The organism is Ruegeria sp. CDSC054, assembly GCF_059610645.1.
The window spans coordinates 25,138-39,804 of record NZ_JBXWOA010000014.1 but is presented as its reverse complement, the minus strand read 5'-3'; the positions used below and the strand labels follow the sequence as shown (position 1 = coordinate 39,804).

Annotated in this window: 16 protein-coding genes; 10 read left to right on the top strand and 6 right to left on the bottom strand. The window is 57.1% G+C overall.

Going from position 1 to position 14,667, the window contains the following annotated elements; all coding sequences use genetic code 11:
• Positions 1-10 precede the first annotated feature (10 nt).
• The 5 genes from AC2FGC_RS20200 to AC2FGC_RS20180 all read left to right on the top strand — a co-directional run bounded on the left by AC2FGC_RS20200 (position 11) and on the right by AC2FGC_RS20180 (position 3,999).
• A complete protein-coding gene (locus AC2FGC_RS20200) occupies positions 11-961 on the top strand; it encodes an MBL fold metallo-hydrolase (protein ID WP_496783278.1) in 951 nt (316 codons plus the stop codon).
• A gap of 137 nt (positions 962-1,098) precedes the next feature.
• Entirely contained in the window at positions 1,099-2,709 is a 1,611-nt protein-coding gene (locus AC2FGC_RS20195) for an FAD-dependent oxidoreductase (RefSeq protein ID WP_496783276.1), read from the top strand.
• 5 nt (positions 2,710-2,714) lie between these two features.
• Positions 2,715-2,912: a DUF2783 domain-containing protein gene (locus AC2FGC_RS20190; RefSeq protein ID WP_200833234.1), complete on the top strand. Its 198-nt coding sequence runs from the start codon at positions 2,715-2,717 to the stop codon at positions 2,910-2,912.
• Positions 2,913-2,931: 19 nt separating this feature from the next.
• Complete coding sequence (gene maiA / locus AC2FGC_RS20185) at positions 2,932-3,570, top strand: maleylacetoacetate isomerase (RefSeq protein WP_496767276.1); 639 nt, start codon at positions 2,932-2,934, stop codon at positions 3,568-3,570.
• 87 nt (positions 3,571-3,657) lie between these two features.
• The gene (locus tag AC2FGC_RS20180; protein WP_496767278.1) at positions 3,658-3,999 is read left to right on the top strand and encodes a DOPA 4,5-dioxygenase family protein; all 342 of its coding nucleotides are present in this window, start codon (positions 3,658-3,660) and stop codon (positions 3,997-3,999) included.
• Here AC2FGC_RS20180 and AC2FGC_RS20175 read toward each other — a convergent pair.
• Positions 3,996-5,624 carry an acyl-CoA synthetase gene (locus AC2FGC_RS20175; protein WP_496783274.1) on the bottom strand — a complete coding sequence of 543 codons (1,629 nt, stop codon included), beginning with the start codon at positions 5,622-5,624 and terminating at the stop codon, positions 3,996-3,998. The genes AC2FGC_RS20180 and AC2FGC_RS20175 overlap by 4 nt on opposite strands.
• A 219-nt stretch (positions 5,625-5,843) precedes the next feature.
• Between AC2FGC_RS20175 and AC2FGC_RS20170 the strand changes: the two genes are divergently transcribed.
• From AC2FGC_RS20170 to AC2FGC_RS20160, 3 genes are all read left to right on the top strand, one after another.
• Positions 5,844-7,241, top strand: a complete 1,398-nt coding sequence (locus AC2FGC_RS20170) for an aminotransferase family protein (protein ID WP_496783321.1) — start codon at positions 5,844-5,846, stop codon at positions 7,239-7,241.
• A 162-nt stretch (positions 7,242-7,403) separates the two neighbouring features.
• Positions 7,404-7,865 carry a hypothetical protein gene (locus tag AC2FGC_RS20165; protein ID WP_496767282.1) on the top strand — a complete coding sequence of 154 codons (462 nt, stop codon included), beginning with the start codon at positions 7,404-7,406 and terminating at the stop codon, positions 7,863-7,865.
• Between the two features lie 174 nt (positions 7,866-8,039).
• Positions 8,040-8,858, top strand: coding sequence for a DUF2189 domain-containing protein (locus AC2FGC_RS20160; RefSeq protein ID WP_496740240.1), 819 nt, complete (start codon positions 8,040-8,042; stop codon positions 8,856-8,858).
• Positions 8,859-8,989: 131 nt separating this feature from the next.
• On the opposite strand, the gene rplT is transcribed toward AC2FGC_RS20160, so the two are convergent.
• The 5 genes from rplT to pyk all read right to left on the bottom strand — a co-directional run bounded on the left by rplT (position 8,990) and on the right by pyk (position 13,446).
• Positions 8,990-9,355, bottom strand: coding sequence for a 50S ribosomal protein L20 (rplT, locus tag AC2FGC_RS20155; protein ID WP_058273348.1), 366 nt, complete (start codon positions 9,353-9,355; stop codon positions 8,990-8,992).
• Between the two features lie 14 nt (positions 9,356-9,369).
• Positions 9,370-9,570, bottom strand: coding sequence for a 50S ribosomal protein L35 (rpmI, locus tag AC2FGC_RS20150; RefSeq protein WP_010443552.1), 201 nt, complete (start codon positions 9,568-9,570; stop codon positions 9,370-9,372).
• A gap of 182 nt (positions 9,571-9,752) precedes the next feature.
• On the bottom strand, positions 9,753-11,303 hold the full coding sequence (locus tag AC2FGC_RS20145) for an alanine/glycine:cation symporter family protein (protein WP_496727001.1): 1,551 nt from the start codon (positions 11,301-11,303) through the stop codon (positions 9,753-9,755).
• Between the two features lie 14 nt (positions 11,304-11,317).
• Entirely contained in the window at positions 11,318-11,755 is a 438-nt protein-coding gene (locus AC2FGC_RS20140; protein WP_058273350.1) for a universal stress protein, read from the bottom strand.
• A gap of 245 nt (positions 11,756-12,000) precedes the next feature.
• Positions 12,001-13,446, bottom strand: a complete 1,446-nt coding sequence (pyk, locus tag AC2FGC_RS20135; RefSeq protein ID WP_496726999.1) for a pyruvate kinase — start codon at positions 13,444-13,446, stop codon at positions 12,001-12,003.
• Between the two features lie 132 nt (positions 13,447-13,578).
• Between pyk and AC2FGC_RS20130 the strand changes: the two genes are divergently transcribed.
• Together AC2FGC_RS20130 and AC2FGC_RS20125 are read left to right on the top strand one after the other, a co-directional pair.
• The gene (locus AC2FGC_RS20130; RefSeq protein WP_496726998.1) at positions 13,579-14,316 is read left to right on the top strand and encodes an N-formylglutamate amidohydrolase; all 738 of its coding nucleotides are present in this window, start codon (positions 13,579-13,581) and stop codon (positions 14,314-14,316) included.
• Between the two features lie 65 nt (positions 14,317-14,381).
• A complete protein-coding gene (locus tag AC2FGC_RS20125; RefSeq protein ID WP_108861343.1) occupies positions 14,382-14,621 on the top strand; it encodes a DUF6868 family protein in 240 nt (79 codons plus the stop codon).
• The last annotated feature ends 46 nt before the right edge of the window (positions 14,622-14,667 follow it).

Below are 14,667 nucleotides of genomic sequence, written 5' to 3'. Positions count from 1 at the left end.
GGAACTCATCATGGCCAAGGCATTCGCGTCCCAAGGGGACATGTCGGAAAAGAAGATTTCTTTCACCGAGGTCGGCGAGGGCCTTTATGCCTTCACCGCCGAAGGCGATCCGAATTCAGGCGTCATCATCGGCGATGATAGCGTCATGATTGTCGAGGCGCAGGCGACCCCGCGCCTGGCCAACAAGGTGATCGAATGTGTGCGGTCCGTCACCGACAAACCGATCACCCACGTTGCGCTGACCCACTATCACGCGGTTCGCGTACTGGGCGCCAGTGCGTTTGGTGCGCAACAGGTCCTGATGTCGGACATGGCGCGCGCCATGGTCGTTGAACGCGGGCAAGAGGACTGGGACAGCGAGTTTCAGCGTTTCCCCCGCCTGTTTGAAGGTCATGAAAGCATCCCCGGCCTGACCTGGCCCACCACCACATTCAGCGACACGATGACGGTCTATCTGGGCAATCGCCGGGTCGATCTTATGCATTTGGGCCGCGCCCATACCGCAGGTGATATCGTCATTCACGTACCCGATCAGAATGTCATGTTCACCGGTGACATCGTCGAATACCACTCGGCCTGCTATTGCGGTGACGGGCATTTCAGCGATTGGGGTGATACGCTGGATGAAATCAAGTGGTTCGACGTCGATGCCATCGCACCGGGTCGCGGAAACGCCTTGGTCGGCAAGGACATGGTCAATGCAGCGATCGAAAACACCCGTGACTTTGTCGAAAGCACCTACCGCCCGGCTGCGAAAGTGGCGGCACGCGGTGGATCTCTGAAAGAGGCATGGGATGCAGTGCGCGCAGAGTGCGATCCAAAATTCGCGGATTATGCGATCTACGAACATTGCCTGCCCTTTAATGTCGCCCGCGCCTATGACGAAGCGCGCGGCATCGACACACCACGCATCTGGACCGCGCAGCGCGATCTTGAGATGTGGGAGGCCCTGCAAGGCTGAAGAAGTCGGGCAAACTTGATCCAGATCGTTTTGCGCAGAGGAAATAGGTGGAATCATGGGCCGAGGCCTTCCGGCGCACCCGTGCCAGAGGGTAAGACCTTGCGCGCCCGTGGCGCCTGAGTATCGGGGGAGAACCCATGAACAAGATCTTCGAAGTCCCGCTCTATGCCTATCAACGCAGCCCGGACCAAGACGCGGCAAGCTCAGTAAGACACAAGGTTATCGTAATCGGAGCCGGTCCAGTTGGATTGGCCGCTGCCATTGATCTGGCGCAGCAGGGCGTTCAGGTCGTCGTGCTGGACGACAATGACAAGGTCAGTTTTGGCAGCCGCGCAATCTGTTTCTCACAGCGGTCACTGGAAATCGCCGACCGTCTGGGAACGGGGCGCAAATTGGTCGATAAAGGCGTGCTGTGGGATGCCGGCAAAGTCTTTTTTGACAACCGTCAGGTCTATGAGTTTCACCTGCAGCCCGACACCGGTTATGCGAACCCGGCCTTCATCAACCTGCAACAATACTATTTTGAAAAAGCGCTAGTTGAACGGATACGGGAATTGCAGGCCAAGGGCGCGCCGATTGAAATTCGCGGCCAGAACAAGGTCGAAGCCGTCGGCACCCACAACGATCACGTCAAGCTTGAAGTCGAAACGCCCGAAGGCCCCTATAACGTTGAGGCGGATTGGCTGATTGCCTGTGACGGTGCAAACTCGCCTACCCGCCGCATGCTCGGCCTGGATTTCGAAGGCCGTGTATTCGAAGACAACTTTCTGATTGCGGACGTGGTGATGCAGGCGGACTTCCCGACCGAACGCTGGTTCTGGTTCGATCCGCCGTTCAATCGCGGACAATCTGCCCTGCTGCACAAACAACCCGACAACGTGTGGCGGATCGACCTGCAACTAGGAAGGGACATCGATCCCGAGAAGGAAAAACAACCTGAAAACGTGATCCCTCGCCTAAAGGCGATGCTGGGCGAAGAGATCAATTTCGAACTTGAATGGGTCTCGATCTACACGTTCAAATGCCGTCGGATGGAGCGGTTCCGTCATGGTCGCGTTTTGTTTGCTGGCGACAGCGCTCATCAGGTCAGCCCCTTTGGCGCGCGCGGGGCCAACTCTGGCCTGCAGGACACAGACAACCTGTGCTGGAAACTAAAGATGGTTATTGACGGCGACGCGCCCGAGCTTTTGCTGGACAGCTACAACCGCGAACGGGTCGAAGCCGCTGATGAGAATATACGCATGTCCACCCTATCAACGGAATTTATCACGCCCAAATCCGATATGTCGCGTCTTTTACGGGATGCGGTTTTGGACCTCAGCGAGCACTACGCGTTTGCGCGCCCGCTGGTCAATTCCGGCCGGTTGAGCACACCATGCGCATATTCCGGATCATCGCTGAGTTCTGCGGATGCTCTGACCGGGCCAGAGATCACGCGCCCCGGTTCCGCCTGCCCCGACGCGCCTTTGGGTGATGAATTTTTGCTGCCCAAGTTGGCCGGAAAATTCACGCTGCTGACGATAGATGCGGATGCACCCGACAGTATCGAAGAGGGCGGTGTACAGGCGACGCGGCTGGCCCTGTCGGTCAAGGATGACCTGTCTTTGGAGTTGAAGCGCAGGTATCTGGGTGATGCCACAGGCGCGGTGTACCTGATCAGGCCTGACCAACACGTTGCAGCCCGTCGCGACACGTTCGAAGAAAACGCATTCCGGCAGGCGATCCGCCGGGCAACAGGTAAGGAGTGAGCGACATGACCGATCTGATCCTTTCCCCCAATCTTGAAAATGCCGACGGTTTCTATGCCGATTTGGTGGCGGCGCATGATGGGCTGGTCAAAGCCGACAGTGACGCCCTGAATGCACGTCTGGTTCTGGTCCTGGCCAATCACATCGGCAATGCAAATGTATTGTCTAGCGCCCTGAAAGCCGCCACGCTGAAGGACACCTGACGAACTGAGGAGATCGATGATGAGCGGCGTGGTGTTGTATGACTTTTGGCGGTCTTCGGCCAGCTACAGGGTGCGCATCGCGCTGAATCTGGCCGGGATCACCTATCGCGGAGTGTCGGTTGATCTGGCAGCGGGCGAACAAAGGTCCGACCACCACTTGGCGCGTAATCCACAGGGGCTGGTCCCCGTGCTCGAGATTGACGGGCTGCGGTTGACGCAATCTCTGGCCATTATCGACTACCTTGACCAAACTCGCGGCCTTGGACTGTTGCCTCCGGAACCGGCGGCCCGGGCGCATGCGCTGGCTTTGGCGCAATCCATCGCGGTTGATGTGCATCCGGTCTGCAACTTGTCCGTCGCGCAGTATGCGACCGCGCTGAGTGATGGTACTGACGGTATGCCCGGTGACTGGATGCGCCATTTCATTCGCCCCGGTCTACTGGCTTTTGAGGCGCTTCTCGAGGGTTTTGAACAAGCACCCTATTGCACCGGGACCAAGCCCGGACTGGCCGATGTTTGCCTGGTCCCGCAAATGTACAATGCGCGCCGTTGGGACGTGGATTTATCGGACTTGCCGCGCAGTTTAAACGCCGAGGCCGCTTGTGCCGAACATCCCGCCTTTGCCGCAGCCCACCCAAATCTCCACGCAACCACTTGATCTGGCGCACAGAGCCTGTGTGACGGCGCAAGTGGCAATACCAATTGCAGCGCCGTACCTTGTTCGAAACGTATGCAAGAGGCCCCAATGTCAGAGATCACCGGCTATCACGCCCATGTCTATTACGACGCAAATACGCAAGCCATTGCCCAGCAGGTCTGTGAAGAGGTCGCCGATCTGTTTCCAGTGCAGATGGGGCGCATGCATGCCAAAAATGTAGGCCCCCACCCGCGATGGAGCTGCCAGTTGGGCTTTGACCCGGACGCGTTCGATCAAGTCATGCCTTGGCTAATGCTGAACCGACAGGGCCTGACCATCTTCACCCACCCCGAAACCGGCGACCATCTGGCGGATCATCGGGACCGGGCCATCTGGATGGGTGAAATGCTGGATCTTGATCTGTCGATCTTTGACAAGGTGGGCACTTAAGTCAGCGCCTTTGCCTGATCCCGCAATTTGAACTTTTGGATCTTGCCAGTCGAGGTCTTGGGTAAAGGTCCAAACACCACCGTTTTGGGGGCCTTAAAATGGGCCATGTTTTCCCGACAGAAGCCGATGATATCAGCCTCACTCGCCTGCGCGTTTGGCTTAAGTTCGATGAATGCACAGGGCGTTTCGCCCCATTTGTCATCCGGGCGCGCAACCACGGCGGCCTCCATCACCGCCGGGTGCTTGTAAAGGATATCCTCAACCTCGACGGATGAGATATTCTCACCCCCCGAAATGATGATGTCTTTCGACCGGTCCTTAAGCGCGATGTAACCGTCCGGATGCATCACCCCCAGATCGCCAGAGGCAAACCATCCACCCCGGAACGCCTTATCTGTGGCTTCGGCGTTCTTGAGGTAGCCTTTCATAACGACGTTTCCTTGCATGAAAATCTCACCCATCGTCTCACCATCAGCAGGCACAGGTTCCAACGTGTCCGGGTCCGCAACCATCAGCCCCGACAGAGCCGTATAGCGCACACCCTGACGGACCTTCAGCGCGGCGCGGTCTTCGGCCCCCTTGTCGTTCCATTCATCCTTCCAGGCACAGACCACTGACGGGCCATAAGTCTCGGTCAATCCATAGACATGGGTAACTTCGACGCCCATGTTTTCCATGCTTTCGATCACCGCAGCGGGTGGCGGCGCGCCAGCGGTCATCACTTTGATCTCATGATCGAAATCCTTGAGGTGATCAGGCGCATTGGCAAGCATGTTCAGAACGACCGGCGCGCCGCAGAAATGCGTGACTTTCTCATCCCGGAACGCCGCATAAATCGGTTCGTCCCGCACGGCCCGCAGGCAGACGGAAACCCCCGCATTGGCGGCCATCGCCCAGGGGAAACACCAGCCGTTGCAGTGGAACATCGGCAGGGTCCACAAATAGACCGAGTGCTTTGGCATGTTCCAGTCCAGCAGGTCCGACTGCGCGTTCAGCGCGGCCCCTCTGTGGTGGTACACGACGCCCTTGGGATTGCCTGTTGTCCCCGAGGTATAGTTCAGCGTGATCGCGTCCCACTCATCCTTGGGAAGCGACCAGTTGAATTCAGGGTCGCCCTCGTCCAGCAAGGCGTCATAGGTCAGGCCGCCCAGCTTCTCACCACCGTCAAAGCTCGGGTCCTCGATATCGACGATCAGTACATCGTGATCCACCTGTTTCAGCGCCTCTTTGACCACGCCTGAGAACTCGGGATCGACCAGAAGGACCTTGGATTCCGCGTGGTTCAGTATGAAGGCAATGATCGGTGCGTCCAATCGAGTGTTGATGGCATTCAGAACAGCGCCCGCCATCGGCACGCCAAAATGCGCCTCATACATTTCCGGAATGTTGGCCGCGATGATTGAAACCGTGTCGCCCGCGCTGATTCCGCGTGCGGACAATGCGCCTGCCAGCCGGCGGCAGCGGGCATAGGTTTCAGCCCATGTATAGCGACGCGCGCCGTAAACTACCGAAGGGTAGTCCGGATAAATATGCGCTGTTCGCTCGACAAAACTCAGCGGTGACAACGGCGTATAGTTTGCCCGGCATTTGTCCAAATGACGCTCATAGATGCTGGCTTGTGTCATTTGCTGATCCTCCCTCTGCGGTTCCGGCGAATTGAGCACAAAGTCGTTCCTCTGACAAACCCGTAAAAATACGGCGCGGCCATGGACTGGAATTACGGGATGGTGCAATCTGGCCCTATCTCCGACAGAGCTTTCGCGGTGATCTGAGCCATCGAAACACAAAGCCGGGAAAGCCCATTTTTGGCAACCCGCGCCCCAGTCATTCTGAAAGGACATGTCATGGACGGCACGTTCAACGAAAACGATCTCTCGCACGTGGTCGAAGCCGACCGCGCCCATATCTGGCACCACCTGCTGCAGCATAAGCCATTGGAAACCAATGATCCCAAGATCATTGTCGAAGGCAAAGGCATGCGCGTCTGGGACCAGAACGGCAAAGAGCATCTGGACGCCGTGTCCGGTGGCGTCTGGACCGTAAACGTAGGCTATGGCCGCGAATCGATCTGTAAGGCGGTTCACGATCAGCTGATGAAGCTGTGCTACTTCGCCAATACCGCAGGTTCGATTCCCGGATCTATTTTTGCTGAAAAGCTGATCAGCAAAATGCCGGGCATGAGCCGAGTCTACTACACCAACTCAGGCTCTGAGGCGAACGAGAAGGTGTTCAAGATGGTTCGCCAGATCGCGCACAAGCGCTATGGTGGCAAGAAAACCAAGATCCTTTACCGTGATCGCGACTATCACGGCTCGACCCTGGCGACCATGTCGGCAGGCGGTCAGGACGAGCGTACCGCGCAGTACGGCCCGTTCGCACCTGACTTTGTTCGCGTTCCGCACTGCATGGAATACCGCAAGCACGAGCTGGGCTTGGAAGAACTGTCCGGCGAGGCATTCGGCAAAGCAGCCGCGGGCGCCATCGAAGAGGTGATCCTGCGCGAAGGCCCCGAAACCGTTGGTGCGCTGTGCCTTGAGCCTGTGACCGCCGGTGGTGGCGTGATTGAAGCGCCCGAAGGTTACTGGGAACGCGTGCAGGAAATCTGCAAAAAGTACGACATCCTGCTGCATATCGACGAAGTTGTCTGCGGCGTAGGCCGTACCGGCACCTGGTTCGGTTATCAGCAATACGGCATCAAGCCTGACTTCGTGACCATGGCCAAAGGTGTTGCCTCGGGCTATGCGGCGATTGCCGTGATGGTCACCACCGAGGAAGTCTTTGACATGTTCAAAGACGACATGTCGGACCCGATGAGCTATTTCCGCGACATCTCGACCTTTGGTGGCTGCACCGCCGGTCCAGCTGCTGCGATCGAAAACATGCGCATCATCGAAGACGAGAACCTGCTGCAGAACTGCACCGACATGGGCAACCGGATGCTGGGCAACCTGCAGGCGCTGATGGAAAAGCACGAAGTTATCGGCGACGTGCGCGGCAAGGGCCTGTTCCTGGGTGCTGAACTGGTCGCAGATCGTGCCACCAAAGAGCCGATGGACGAGAAAAAGGTTCAGGCGGTCGTTGCCGACTGTATGGCGCAGGGCGTCATCATCGGTGCCACCAACCGTTCGATCCCCAGCCGCAACAACACACTGTGCTTCTCGCCTGCACTGATTGCAACCGCAGACGACATCGACCAGATCACCGACGCGGTCGACGGCGCACTGGGTCGTGTATTCGGCTGAACCTAACTGAATACATCTGCCACCACTCACGCAATTACGGCAGATGAACTTAAACCGGCGCGCCACCCGCGCCGGTTTTTTTGTGTTTACGCATACGGGTTTGTCAAATGCGTCTACTCCAGTACCCTGTAGTTATCACACCCCATGCAGGAGACGTGTCCAATGGTACTCAAGCTCATCCGAAGCCTCGCCGCCGTGGCCACCCTTGCGGTCACCACCCCTTCCAGCGCTGATGAAGGCAGCGGCTTTCCCCAGATCGTCGGCACCTGGCACGGCACCTATCTGGTGGCCTTCGCCAAATCGAACCCAAATCACGGGAAAGGTCTGCTGAAAACCGAGATGGAGCTGGAAGTCACCAAACTGGACGGCAATCTCATCACTGCCACCAACCGCTGGCGGCGTATCGGCGATGAAGAGTGGGTCGTAGAAGAAGCTATGGGCACTTTCAGTCTGGACGACCCCACCCGCTTTGTTCTGGCCGAGGCTGGGATCTCGGGCGAAGACGTCTCGGCGGGGATTTTCAACGGGGTCTACCTGGATGACGTGATCATGGTCACCTATGCCGGTCCGGGAACCGGCGTGGCGTTTGCGGCGCAGTTGGTGAAGAAAGACCCAAACAAATAGGCTTATGGCTCCGTTGAAATTAGCAAAACTCGCAAGCCAAAGTTTGGCCGCCATCCTTACTCTTGCCGTTATGCCGCCACTGATGCAGACTTGTTTCAGGAAGGATGGCTGCTTCACCGCATAGCAAGTTGGCAGACCACCCAGCGCGACACCATTCTTTGAGAGGAGTGTGTCATGGCATCCAAAACTACAGGGTCCACACCACCGGACAACATGACGCCGCAACATGCGGCCATGCCCCAAATCAACAAGGTAACTACAGGTGATGTCACCGAGTCGCTGAAGGCAGGGTTTTCCGACTTTCTGGCGCGCCCCTTCATGAGTGGGTTCTTCGGCCTGTTCTATGCGGTTTTCGGAATCCTGATGGTTTGGAGTCTGGTCTGGCTTGGAAAGATCTGGATGATCATTCCCGCCATTGTTGGATTCCCGCTGGTCGCGCCTTTCGCTGCGGCCGGGCTATATGAAATGTCCCGTCGGTTGCAGAACGGAGAGAGGTTCGGCTGGTCAGAAATCTTGACCGTGATGGCCAATCAACGCAAACGCGAAATGGGATGGATGGCCTTTGTCACCCTGTTCATTTTCTGGGTTTGGATTTACCAGATCCGGCTTTGGCTTGCGATCACCCTGCAAAACGCATCATTTTCGGATTTTGAAGGGTTCTTGAATATCGTATTCTTCACGCCTCAGGGCTGGGCTTTCCTTGCCATTGGCACCTGCGTCGGCGCATTTCTGTCGGCGGTCCTTTTTTCGGTCACCGTCATTGCCATGCCCATGTTGCTTGACCGGGAAACCAATTTTGTTTCCGCCATGTTGACTTCTCTGCGCGTCGTCGCGGAAAGCCCGGGTGTCATGCTCACTTGGGCTGCGATCATCTCGGTTACGATGCTGTTGTCGCTGGTTCCGGCATTTCTGGGCCTGATCTTCACCCTGCCGATCCTTGGCCACGCCACGTGGCATCTTTATCAACGGGCAGTACCACCAGCGCAGGAATAATCTATCCGAGCATCACCATGGACGTTGTGTGCTTTAGTTTGCCGAAGTGTTGCTGAGTTCACTTTCGGCTATCAATGAAAAAGGCCGCCCCAAACGGGACGGCCCTTCATTCACTGTCTCTCGAAAGAGGATCAAGCAGCCAGAGCGGCCTGAGCTTTGGCGACGATCGTGCCGAACGCTTCCGGTTCGTGCACGGCCAAGTCGGCCAGAACTTTGCGGTCCACTTCGATACCGGCCAAGGTCAGGCCGTTGATGAAGCGGGAATATGTCAGTGCTTCGTCATGCGAACGGACAGCAGCGTTGATACGCTGGATCCACAGCGCGCGGAAGTTGCGCTTGCGGTTCTTACGGTCGCGGGTTGCATATTGGTTCGCCTTATCGACGGCCTGACGGGCAACCTTGAAGGTGCTCTTGCGGCGGCCATAGTAACCTTTGGCGGCCTTGATAACCTTCTTGTGACGGGCGTGAGTTACGGTTCCACCTTTAACGCGGGACATCTCTTAATCTCCTCTTAGCGGTCGTAGGGCATGTAGCCCTTGACGATCTTGGCGTCGGGGGCGGACAGGGTGGTGTTGCCACGGGCGTCGCGGATGAACTTTTTGGTCCGCTTGATCATGCCGTGACGTTTACCGGCTTGGCCAGCAAGGACCTTACCGGTCGCAGTCACCTTAAAGCGCTTTTTGGCGCTCGACTTTGTCTTCATCTTAGGCATTTCCGTCTCCTTTCGGGGTTCGGTTTCAGACGCGACTCGGCATGCCATCTCGGCCGGTCACGCGATCAGAAGCGCCGTTTACGCAAGTTCGGTCATACTGGCAAGGGGTTTTGGACCAGAATCTGCGCTTTTTACAGCCTGATCAGGCACCGGGGCGACCAAGGTCGCCCCGATGGTTTGATTTAGTGTTCGAATTTGCGGATTTCGCCGGTCTTCAGTCGGCTCGCATAGCTGGCCAGTTCTTCACGTACCACTTTCATCAGGAAGTAGAGTGCAAAGACGTTCACGACCGCCATCGCAAAGATCGCCGCGTCCGAGAAGTCGATGACCGGACCAAGATTGGCCGCAGCCCCGATGATAACGAAAATGCAGAAGATGACCTTGAAGATCAGTTCCTTGGTGTGGCCTTCCCCGAACAGGTAGGTCCAGGCCTTGAGGCCATAGTAGGACCAGCTGATCATGGTCGAGAAGGCAAACAAGACCACCGCAATCGCCAGTACATATGGGAACCAGCTGAAGGCACTACCAAAGGCAGCAGAGGTCAGGCTGACGCCCGAGTTGCCGTCCACAGTTGCAATGGCATTACCCGCTTCGTTCAGCATATATTTGCCGGTTTCCGGATCGACGATCAACTGCTGGGTGATGATGATCACCAGCGCCGTCATCGTACAGATCACGACCGTGTCGATGAACGGCTCAAGCAGCGAGACAAAGCCTTCGGTGATCGGCTCCTTGGTCCGAACAGCCGAGTGCGCAATCGCCGCAGAACCCACGCCCGCTTCGTTCGAAAACGCGGCACGCCGGAAGCCCTGGATCAGCGCCCCGACCATACCACCAGCGACGCCGAGGCCGGTGAAGGCACCTGCGAAAATCTGGCCGAACGCCCAGCCGATTTGATCAGCATTCATGATGATAATCACCAATGCCGCGGCCACATATAGGATGCCCATGAACGGAACGACCTTTTCGGTCACCCGTGCGATGGATTTCAGGCCGCCCACAATGACAAGGAACACGATGATTGCAAAGACAACCCCTGTGATCCATCCGGGATAGTCGCCCGTGATGCCCGCAATCTGTTGGTGAGCCTGATTGGCTTGGAACATATTGCCCCCGCCCAGCGCGCCCAGAATACAGAAGATCGAGAACAGGACGGCCAGAATCTTGCCTCCAGGCAGGCCCAGCTCGTCAAAGCCCTTGGACATATAGTACATTGGGCCACCGGAAACGGTGCCATCTTCGTATTCGTTACGGTATTTCACACCCAACGTACATTCGGTGAATTTCGACGCCATGCCTAACAGGCCCGCGACAATCATCCAGAAGGTGGCTCCCGGTCCGCCAATGCCTACGGCGACCGCCACACCGGCGATGTTACCAAGACCAACTGTCCCCGACAGTGCCGTAGCCAGAGCCTGAAAGTGGCTGACCTCACCCGCGTCATTGGGATCGGAGTAGTCGCCTTTCACAAGGCTGATCGCGTGGCCAAAGAACCGCAGCTGCACAAAGGCAAAGTACAGCGTGAAAACAGTCGCCGCGACGACCAGCCAACCCACGATCCACGGGAAACTGGTTCCCGGAAACGGCGCAAAAATAAAGCTGACAAATGGCCCGGTAAAATCGGCAAATGCCTGATTGATCTTGTCGTCCAGCCCGGGCGCCTCTTGCGCCATCGCAGGAGCGGCGATCAGGGCGGCGATTACAGCCAGCCAGAGATGCTTCAACATAGTCATTCTCATCCCTCCCGTCAGTTCACAACAGTGACTGGCACATCGGCGTGCATGACCAGATTTTGGGTCGAGCTGCCAAACAAGCGTTTCTTGAATCCATCGGCCGAGGCGCGCCCGACGATGATCTGCGAACCGCCATTCTCGACGGTGATTGCGTTCAGAGTTTCGGCCACGTCGCCATGACGCACGATGCCCTGCACTGTGTAACCATCTGCGGTCAGAGCCTCGACAGCCGGGGTAACAATCCGGTTCGTCGCAAGTTCGATTTCTTCTTCACGCCGCTTGTGCCGCAATGCGTTCTCTTCTGGGGTTTGAAAAGTAAATGGGGACCATTCGATGACATAAACAACCAGCAATTCACACGTGCCAATTCGGCCAGCCAGATCCTTGGCAAAGGCGATGGCGCGTTCTCCGGTTTCTGTCCCGTCCAGTCCAATGACAATTTTCGTTGTCATGACGTTCCTCCAATAATTTTGGTTATGCCGGGACCCGTGCCCCCGGCAGGGCAGCCGGAACCTGGAACTTATTAAGTGGACCGCCCATGCGCCCGAGTATCCCGGAAAAACCCCAAAAAACAGAGAGTTATCTTATGGGCGCAAGCAATAATTCGCTATATTGTTGAAATTGTTGTTACTTTTCCGCCTAAAATTTAGGCGTATCGGTTTGATACTATGTTTCACCGAGCCCGGCATTGCTGTCATCAGCCGGGATCGGTGTTATAGATCAGCCGTTCATCACAGGGTGCGATGCGCAAAATATTGGTCGTTCCCGGTACGTTGAAAGGCACGCCAGCAGTCACCACGATCTGATCGGCTTCGGATGCGAACCCACCGGCACGGGCCGCACGGGCCGCGTTGACGACAGCGCCTTTGAACCGCTCAAGCTCGGGCGTCATCACGCAATGACAGCCCCAGCTCAGACACAGACGCCGCGCGGTTCCCGTGGCAGGCGTCATCGCGATGATCGGAACGCCTGGACGTTCGCGGGCGGTCAGCAGCGCGGTGGTGCCGCTTTGGGTAAAACAGCAAATCGCCTTGATATCTGTTTTTTCTGCAATCTCGCGCGCGGCAGCAACGATACCATCGGCAATAGTAGTCCCCTTTGCCGTCCGGGACGCTGCGATAATCTGCGTGTAGGTCGGGTCGGCTTCGACCTCGATTGCAACCTTGTTCATGGTTTGCACGGCCTCGATTGGGTACGTACCCGCAGCGGATTCCGCGCTGAGCATGATCGCATCCGTGCCTTCGTAGATTGCTGTCGCCACATCCGAGACCTCGGCCCGGGTTGGCATCGGGCTTTCAATCATGCTTTCCAACATCTGAGTGGCCACGATCACAGGCTTAGCCGCCCCACGGCATTTGCGGACCAGTCGTTTCTGGATCGGGGGCACCGCCGACACCGGAAGCTCGACGCCCAGATCGCCGCGCGCGACCATGATCCCATCAGAGGCATCCAGAATATCGTCGAATGCCTCGACCGCTGCAGGCTTTTCGATCTTCGACAGGATGGATGCACGCCCATCTGCCAGCGCGCGAGCCTCAAACACGTCCTTGGCGCGCTGCACAAAGCTGAGCGCCAGCCAATCCACGCCCAGTTGGCAGACAAACTCCAGATCATCACGGTCCTTGGCCGACAAGGCGGCCAGGGGCAGCACCACATCAGGAACGTTCACACCTTTGCGGTTCGAGATCGAACCGCCGACCTCAACGGTGCAATTAGCGAAATCCTGGCCACAGTCCTGCACGGTCAGGCGGATTTTGCCGTCGTTGACCAGAAGGCGCGCACCCGGCTCCAACGCGGCAAAAATCTCGGGATGCGGCAGGCAAACGCGGTTGATATCTCCGGGCGCAGGGTCCAAGTCCAGACGGAAGGCCGCGCCTTCTTCAAGTTCTTCTGCGTCGTTGGCGAACACCCCGACACGCAACTTGGGTCCTTGAAGGTCAGCCAGAATTGCGATTGGCCTGTCCAGATCTTTTTCAATCTGTCGGATGATCCGGTGGCGTTCGCGGATCTCATCATGGCTGCCGTGACTCATATTCAGGCGGAAGACGTCTGCGCCTGCCTCGTACAGCGCGCGGATCATGTCATAGTCATTTGACGCCGGTCCCAGCGTCGCCACGATTTTCACATTTCTCAGGCGTCGCATTGGTCTGGCTCTCCTAACGTCTTCTCTTGATTCTGCGCAAATGTTACCGCAAACATTGCTCCGCCTGCTTATTGCGCAATTCCCTTTTCAAAGCAACTGCCCTAAACCTGCGACAAACTAGATGACAGGCTTATGACGTATTCCCCGTTTTTTATCCACGGCGCGGATCGGCCCTCGCGTTGGCTGATCACATGCGACCACGCATCCAACTTGGTTCCGCCCGACATCCACGGTGGCGACCTTGGCCTGCCTCGTGAAGATATGGAACGCCACATCGCTTATGATGTAGGTGCCTACGAGGTGTCAAAGCATCTGGGTGAGCTTTTGAATGCGCCCGTGATCGCAGCCAATTTTTCCCGCCTCGTGATTGATCCGAACCGCGGCGAAGATGATCCGACCCTATTGATGAAGCTCTATGACGGGTCGATCATTCCCGGCAACCGGCACGCCGATGCGGCAGAACGAGAACGGCGGTTGAACATGTGCTATCGCCCGTATCATGACGCGCTGGCGCAGATGGCCGCGTTGCCGCATGCAGTGATCGTGTCGATGCACTCGTTCACGCGGCAACTAAGGGGTCGTGATCCCCGCCCCTGGCATGTCGGGGTTTTGCATACTCCGGACGAACGATTCTCGGGCCCGTTGATCAACCGTCTAGAGGCCGAGGGTGACCTTTGCGTCGGCGTTAATGAACCCTATACCGGCGTGCTGCCCGGTGATGCCATTGACAAACACTGTACCAGTTTTGGGCGCCCCAACGCACTGATCGAGCTGCGCAATGACCTGATTGCCGAACACGCGGGACAGCGAGAATGGGCCGAGCGGCTAGCTCCTATCTTGCAGGACGCACTGGGCGAAAGCGGCTTGTGACAAAAGCCCTCACGTCATTGTGAGAACCCGCCCCAGACCCCATATTATTGGGAAAGGAGGCCACAATGACTCAGGAGTTTCTAACGTCCGTCTTTGGCTGGATGGCTGTGCTTAACATCGCGGTTCTGCTGTTCACCACGGTGATGATCTTGCTCTTGCAGGATTGGATCGCAGGCATTCATGGCAAGATGTTCCAGATGGAGCGCCCCGCAGTGAAACGGGCATATTTCCGGTATCTGGCCAACTACAAGATTTTGACACTGATCTTCTGCATCACTCCTTGGCTGGCATTGAAACTGGCCTGATACGCTGATCGTTGAAACATCGCCCTTTGGCCGCTAGGTCATTTAC

Coding starts and splice junctions, on each gene's coding strand:
- pyk (WP_496726999.1), bottom strand. CDS start 13,446: ATGCGACGCCTGAGAAATGTGAAAATCGTGGCGACGCTGGGACCGGCG.
- AC2FGC_RS20130 (WP_496726998.1), top strand. CDS start 13,579: ATGACGTATTCCCCGTTTTTTATCCACGGCGCGGATCGGCCCTCGCGT.
- AC2FGC_RS20190 (WP_200833234.1), top strand. CDS start 2,715: ATGACCGATCTGATCCTTTCCCCCAATCTTGAAAATGCCGACGGTTTC.
- AC2FGC_RS20170 (WP_496783321.1), top strand. CDS start 5,844: ATGGACGGCACGTTCAACGAAAACGATCTCTCGCACGTGGTCGAAGCC.
- AC2FGC_RS20145 (WP_496727001.1), bottom strand. CDS start 11,303: ATGACTATGTTGAAGCATCTCTGGCTGGCTGTAATCGCCGCCCTGATC.
- AC2FGC_RS20160 (WP_496740240.1), top strand. CDS start 8,040: ATGGCATCCAAAACTACAGGGTCCACACCACCGGACAACATGACGCCG.
- AC2FGC_RS20140 (WP_058273350.1), bottom strand. CDS start 11,755: ATGACAACGAAAATTGTCATTGGACTGGACGGGACAGAAACCGGAGAA.
- AC2FGC_RS20180 (WP_496767278.1), top strand. CDS start 3,658: ATGTCAGAGATCACCGGCTATCACGCCCATGTCTATTACGACGCAAAT.
- rpmI (WP_010443552.1), bottom strand. CDS start 9,570: ATGCCTAAGATGAAGACAAAGTCGAGCGCCAAAAAGCGCTTTAAGGTG.
- AC2FGC_RS20200 (WP_496783278.1), top strand. CDS start 11: ATGGCCAAGGCATTCGCGTCCCAAGGGGACATGTCGGAAAAGAAGATT.
- AC2FGC_RS20125 (WP_108861343.1), top strand. CDS start 14,382: ATGACTCAGGAGTTTCTAACGTCCGTCTTTGGCTGGATGGCTGTGCTT.
- rplT (WP_058273348.1), bottom strand. CDS start 9,355: ATGTCCCGCGTTAAAGGTGGAACCGTAACTCACGCCCGTCACAAGAAG.
- AC2FGC_RS20195 (WP_496783276.1), top strand. CDS start 1,099: ATGAACAAGATCTTCGAAGTCCCGCTCTATGCCTATCAACGCAGCCCG.
- AC2FGC_RS20175 (WP_496783274.1), bottom strand. CDS start 5,624: ATGACACAAGCCAGCATCTATGAGCGTCATTTGGACAAATGCCGGGCA.
- AC2FGC_RS20165 (WP_496767282.1), top strand. CDS start 7,404: ATGGTACTCAAGCTCATCCGAAGCCTCGCCGCCGTGGCCACCCTTGCG.
- maiA (WP_496767276.1), top strand. CDS start 2,932: ATGAGCGGCGTGGTGTTGTATGACTTTTGGCGGTCTTCGGCCAGCTAC.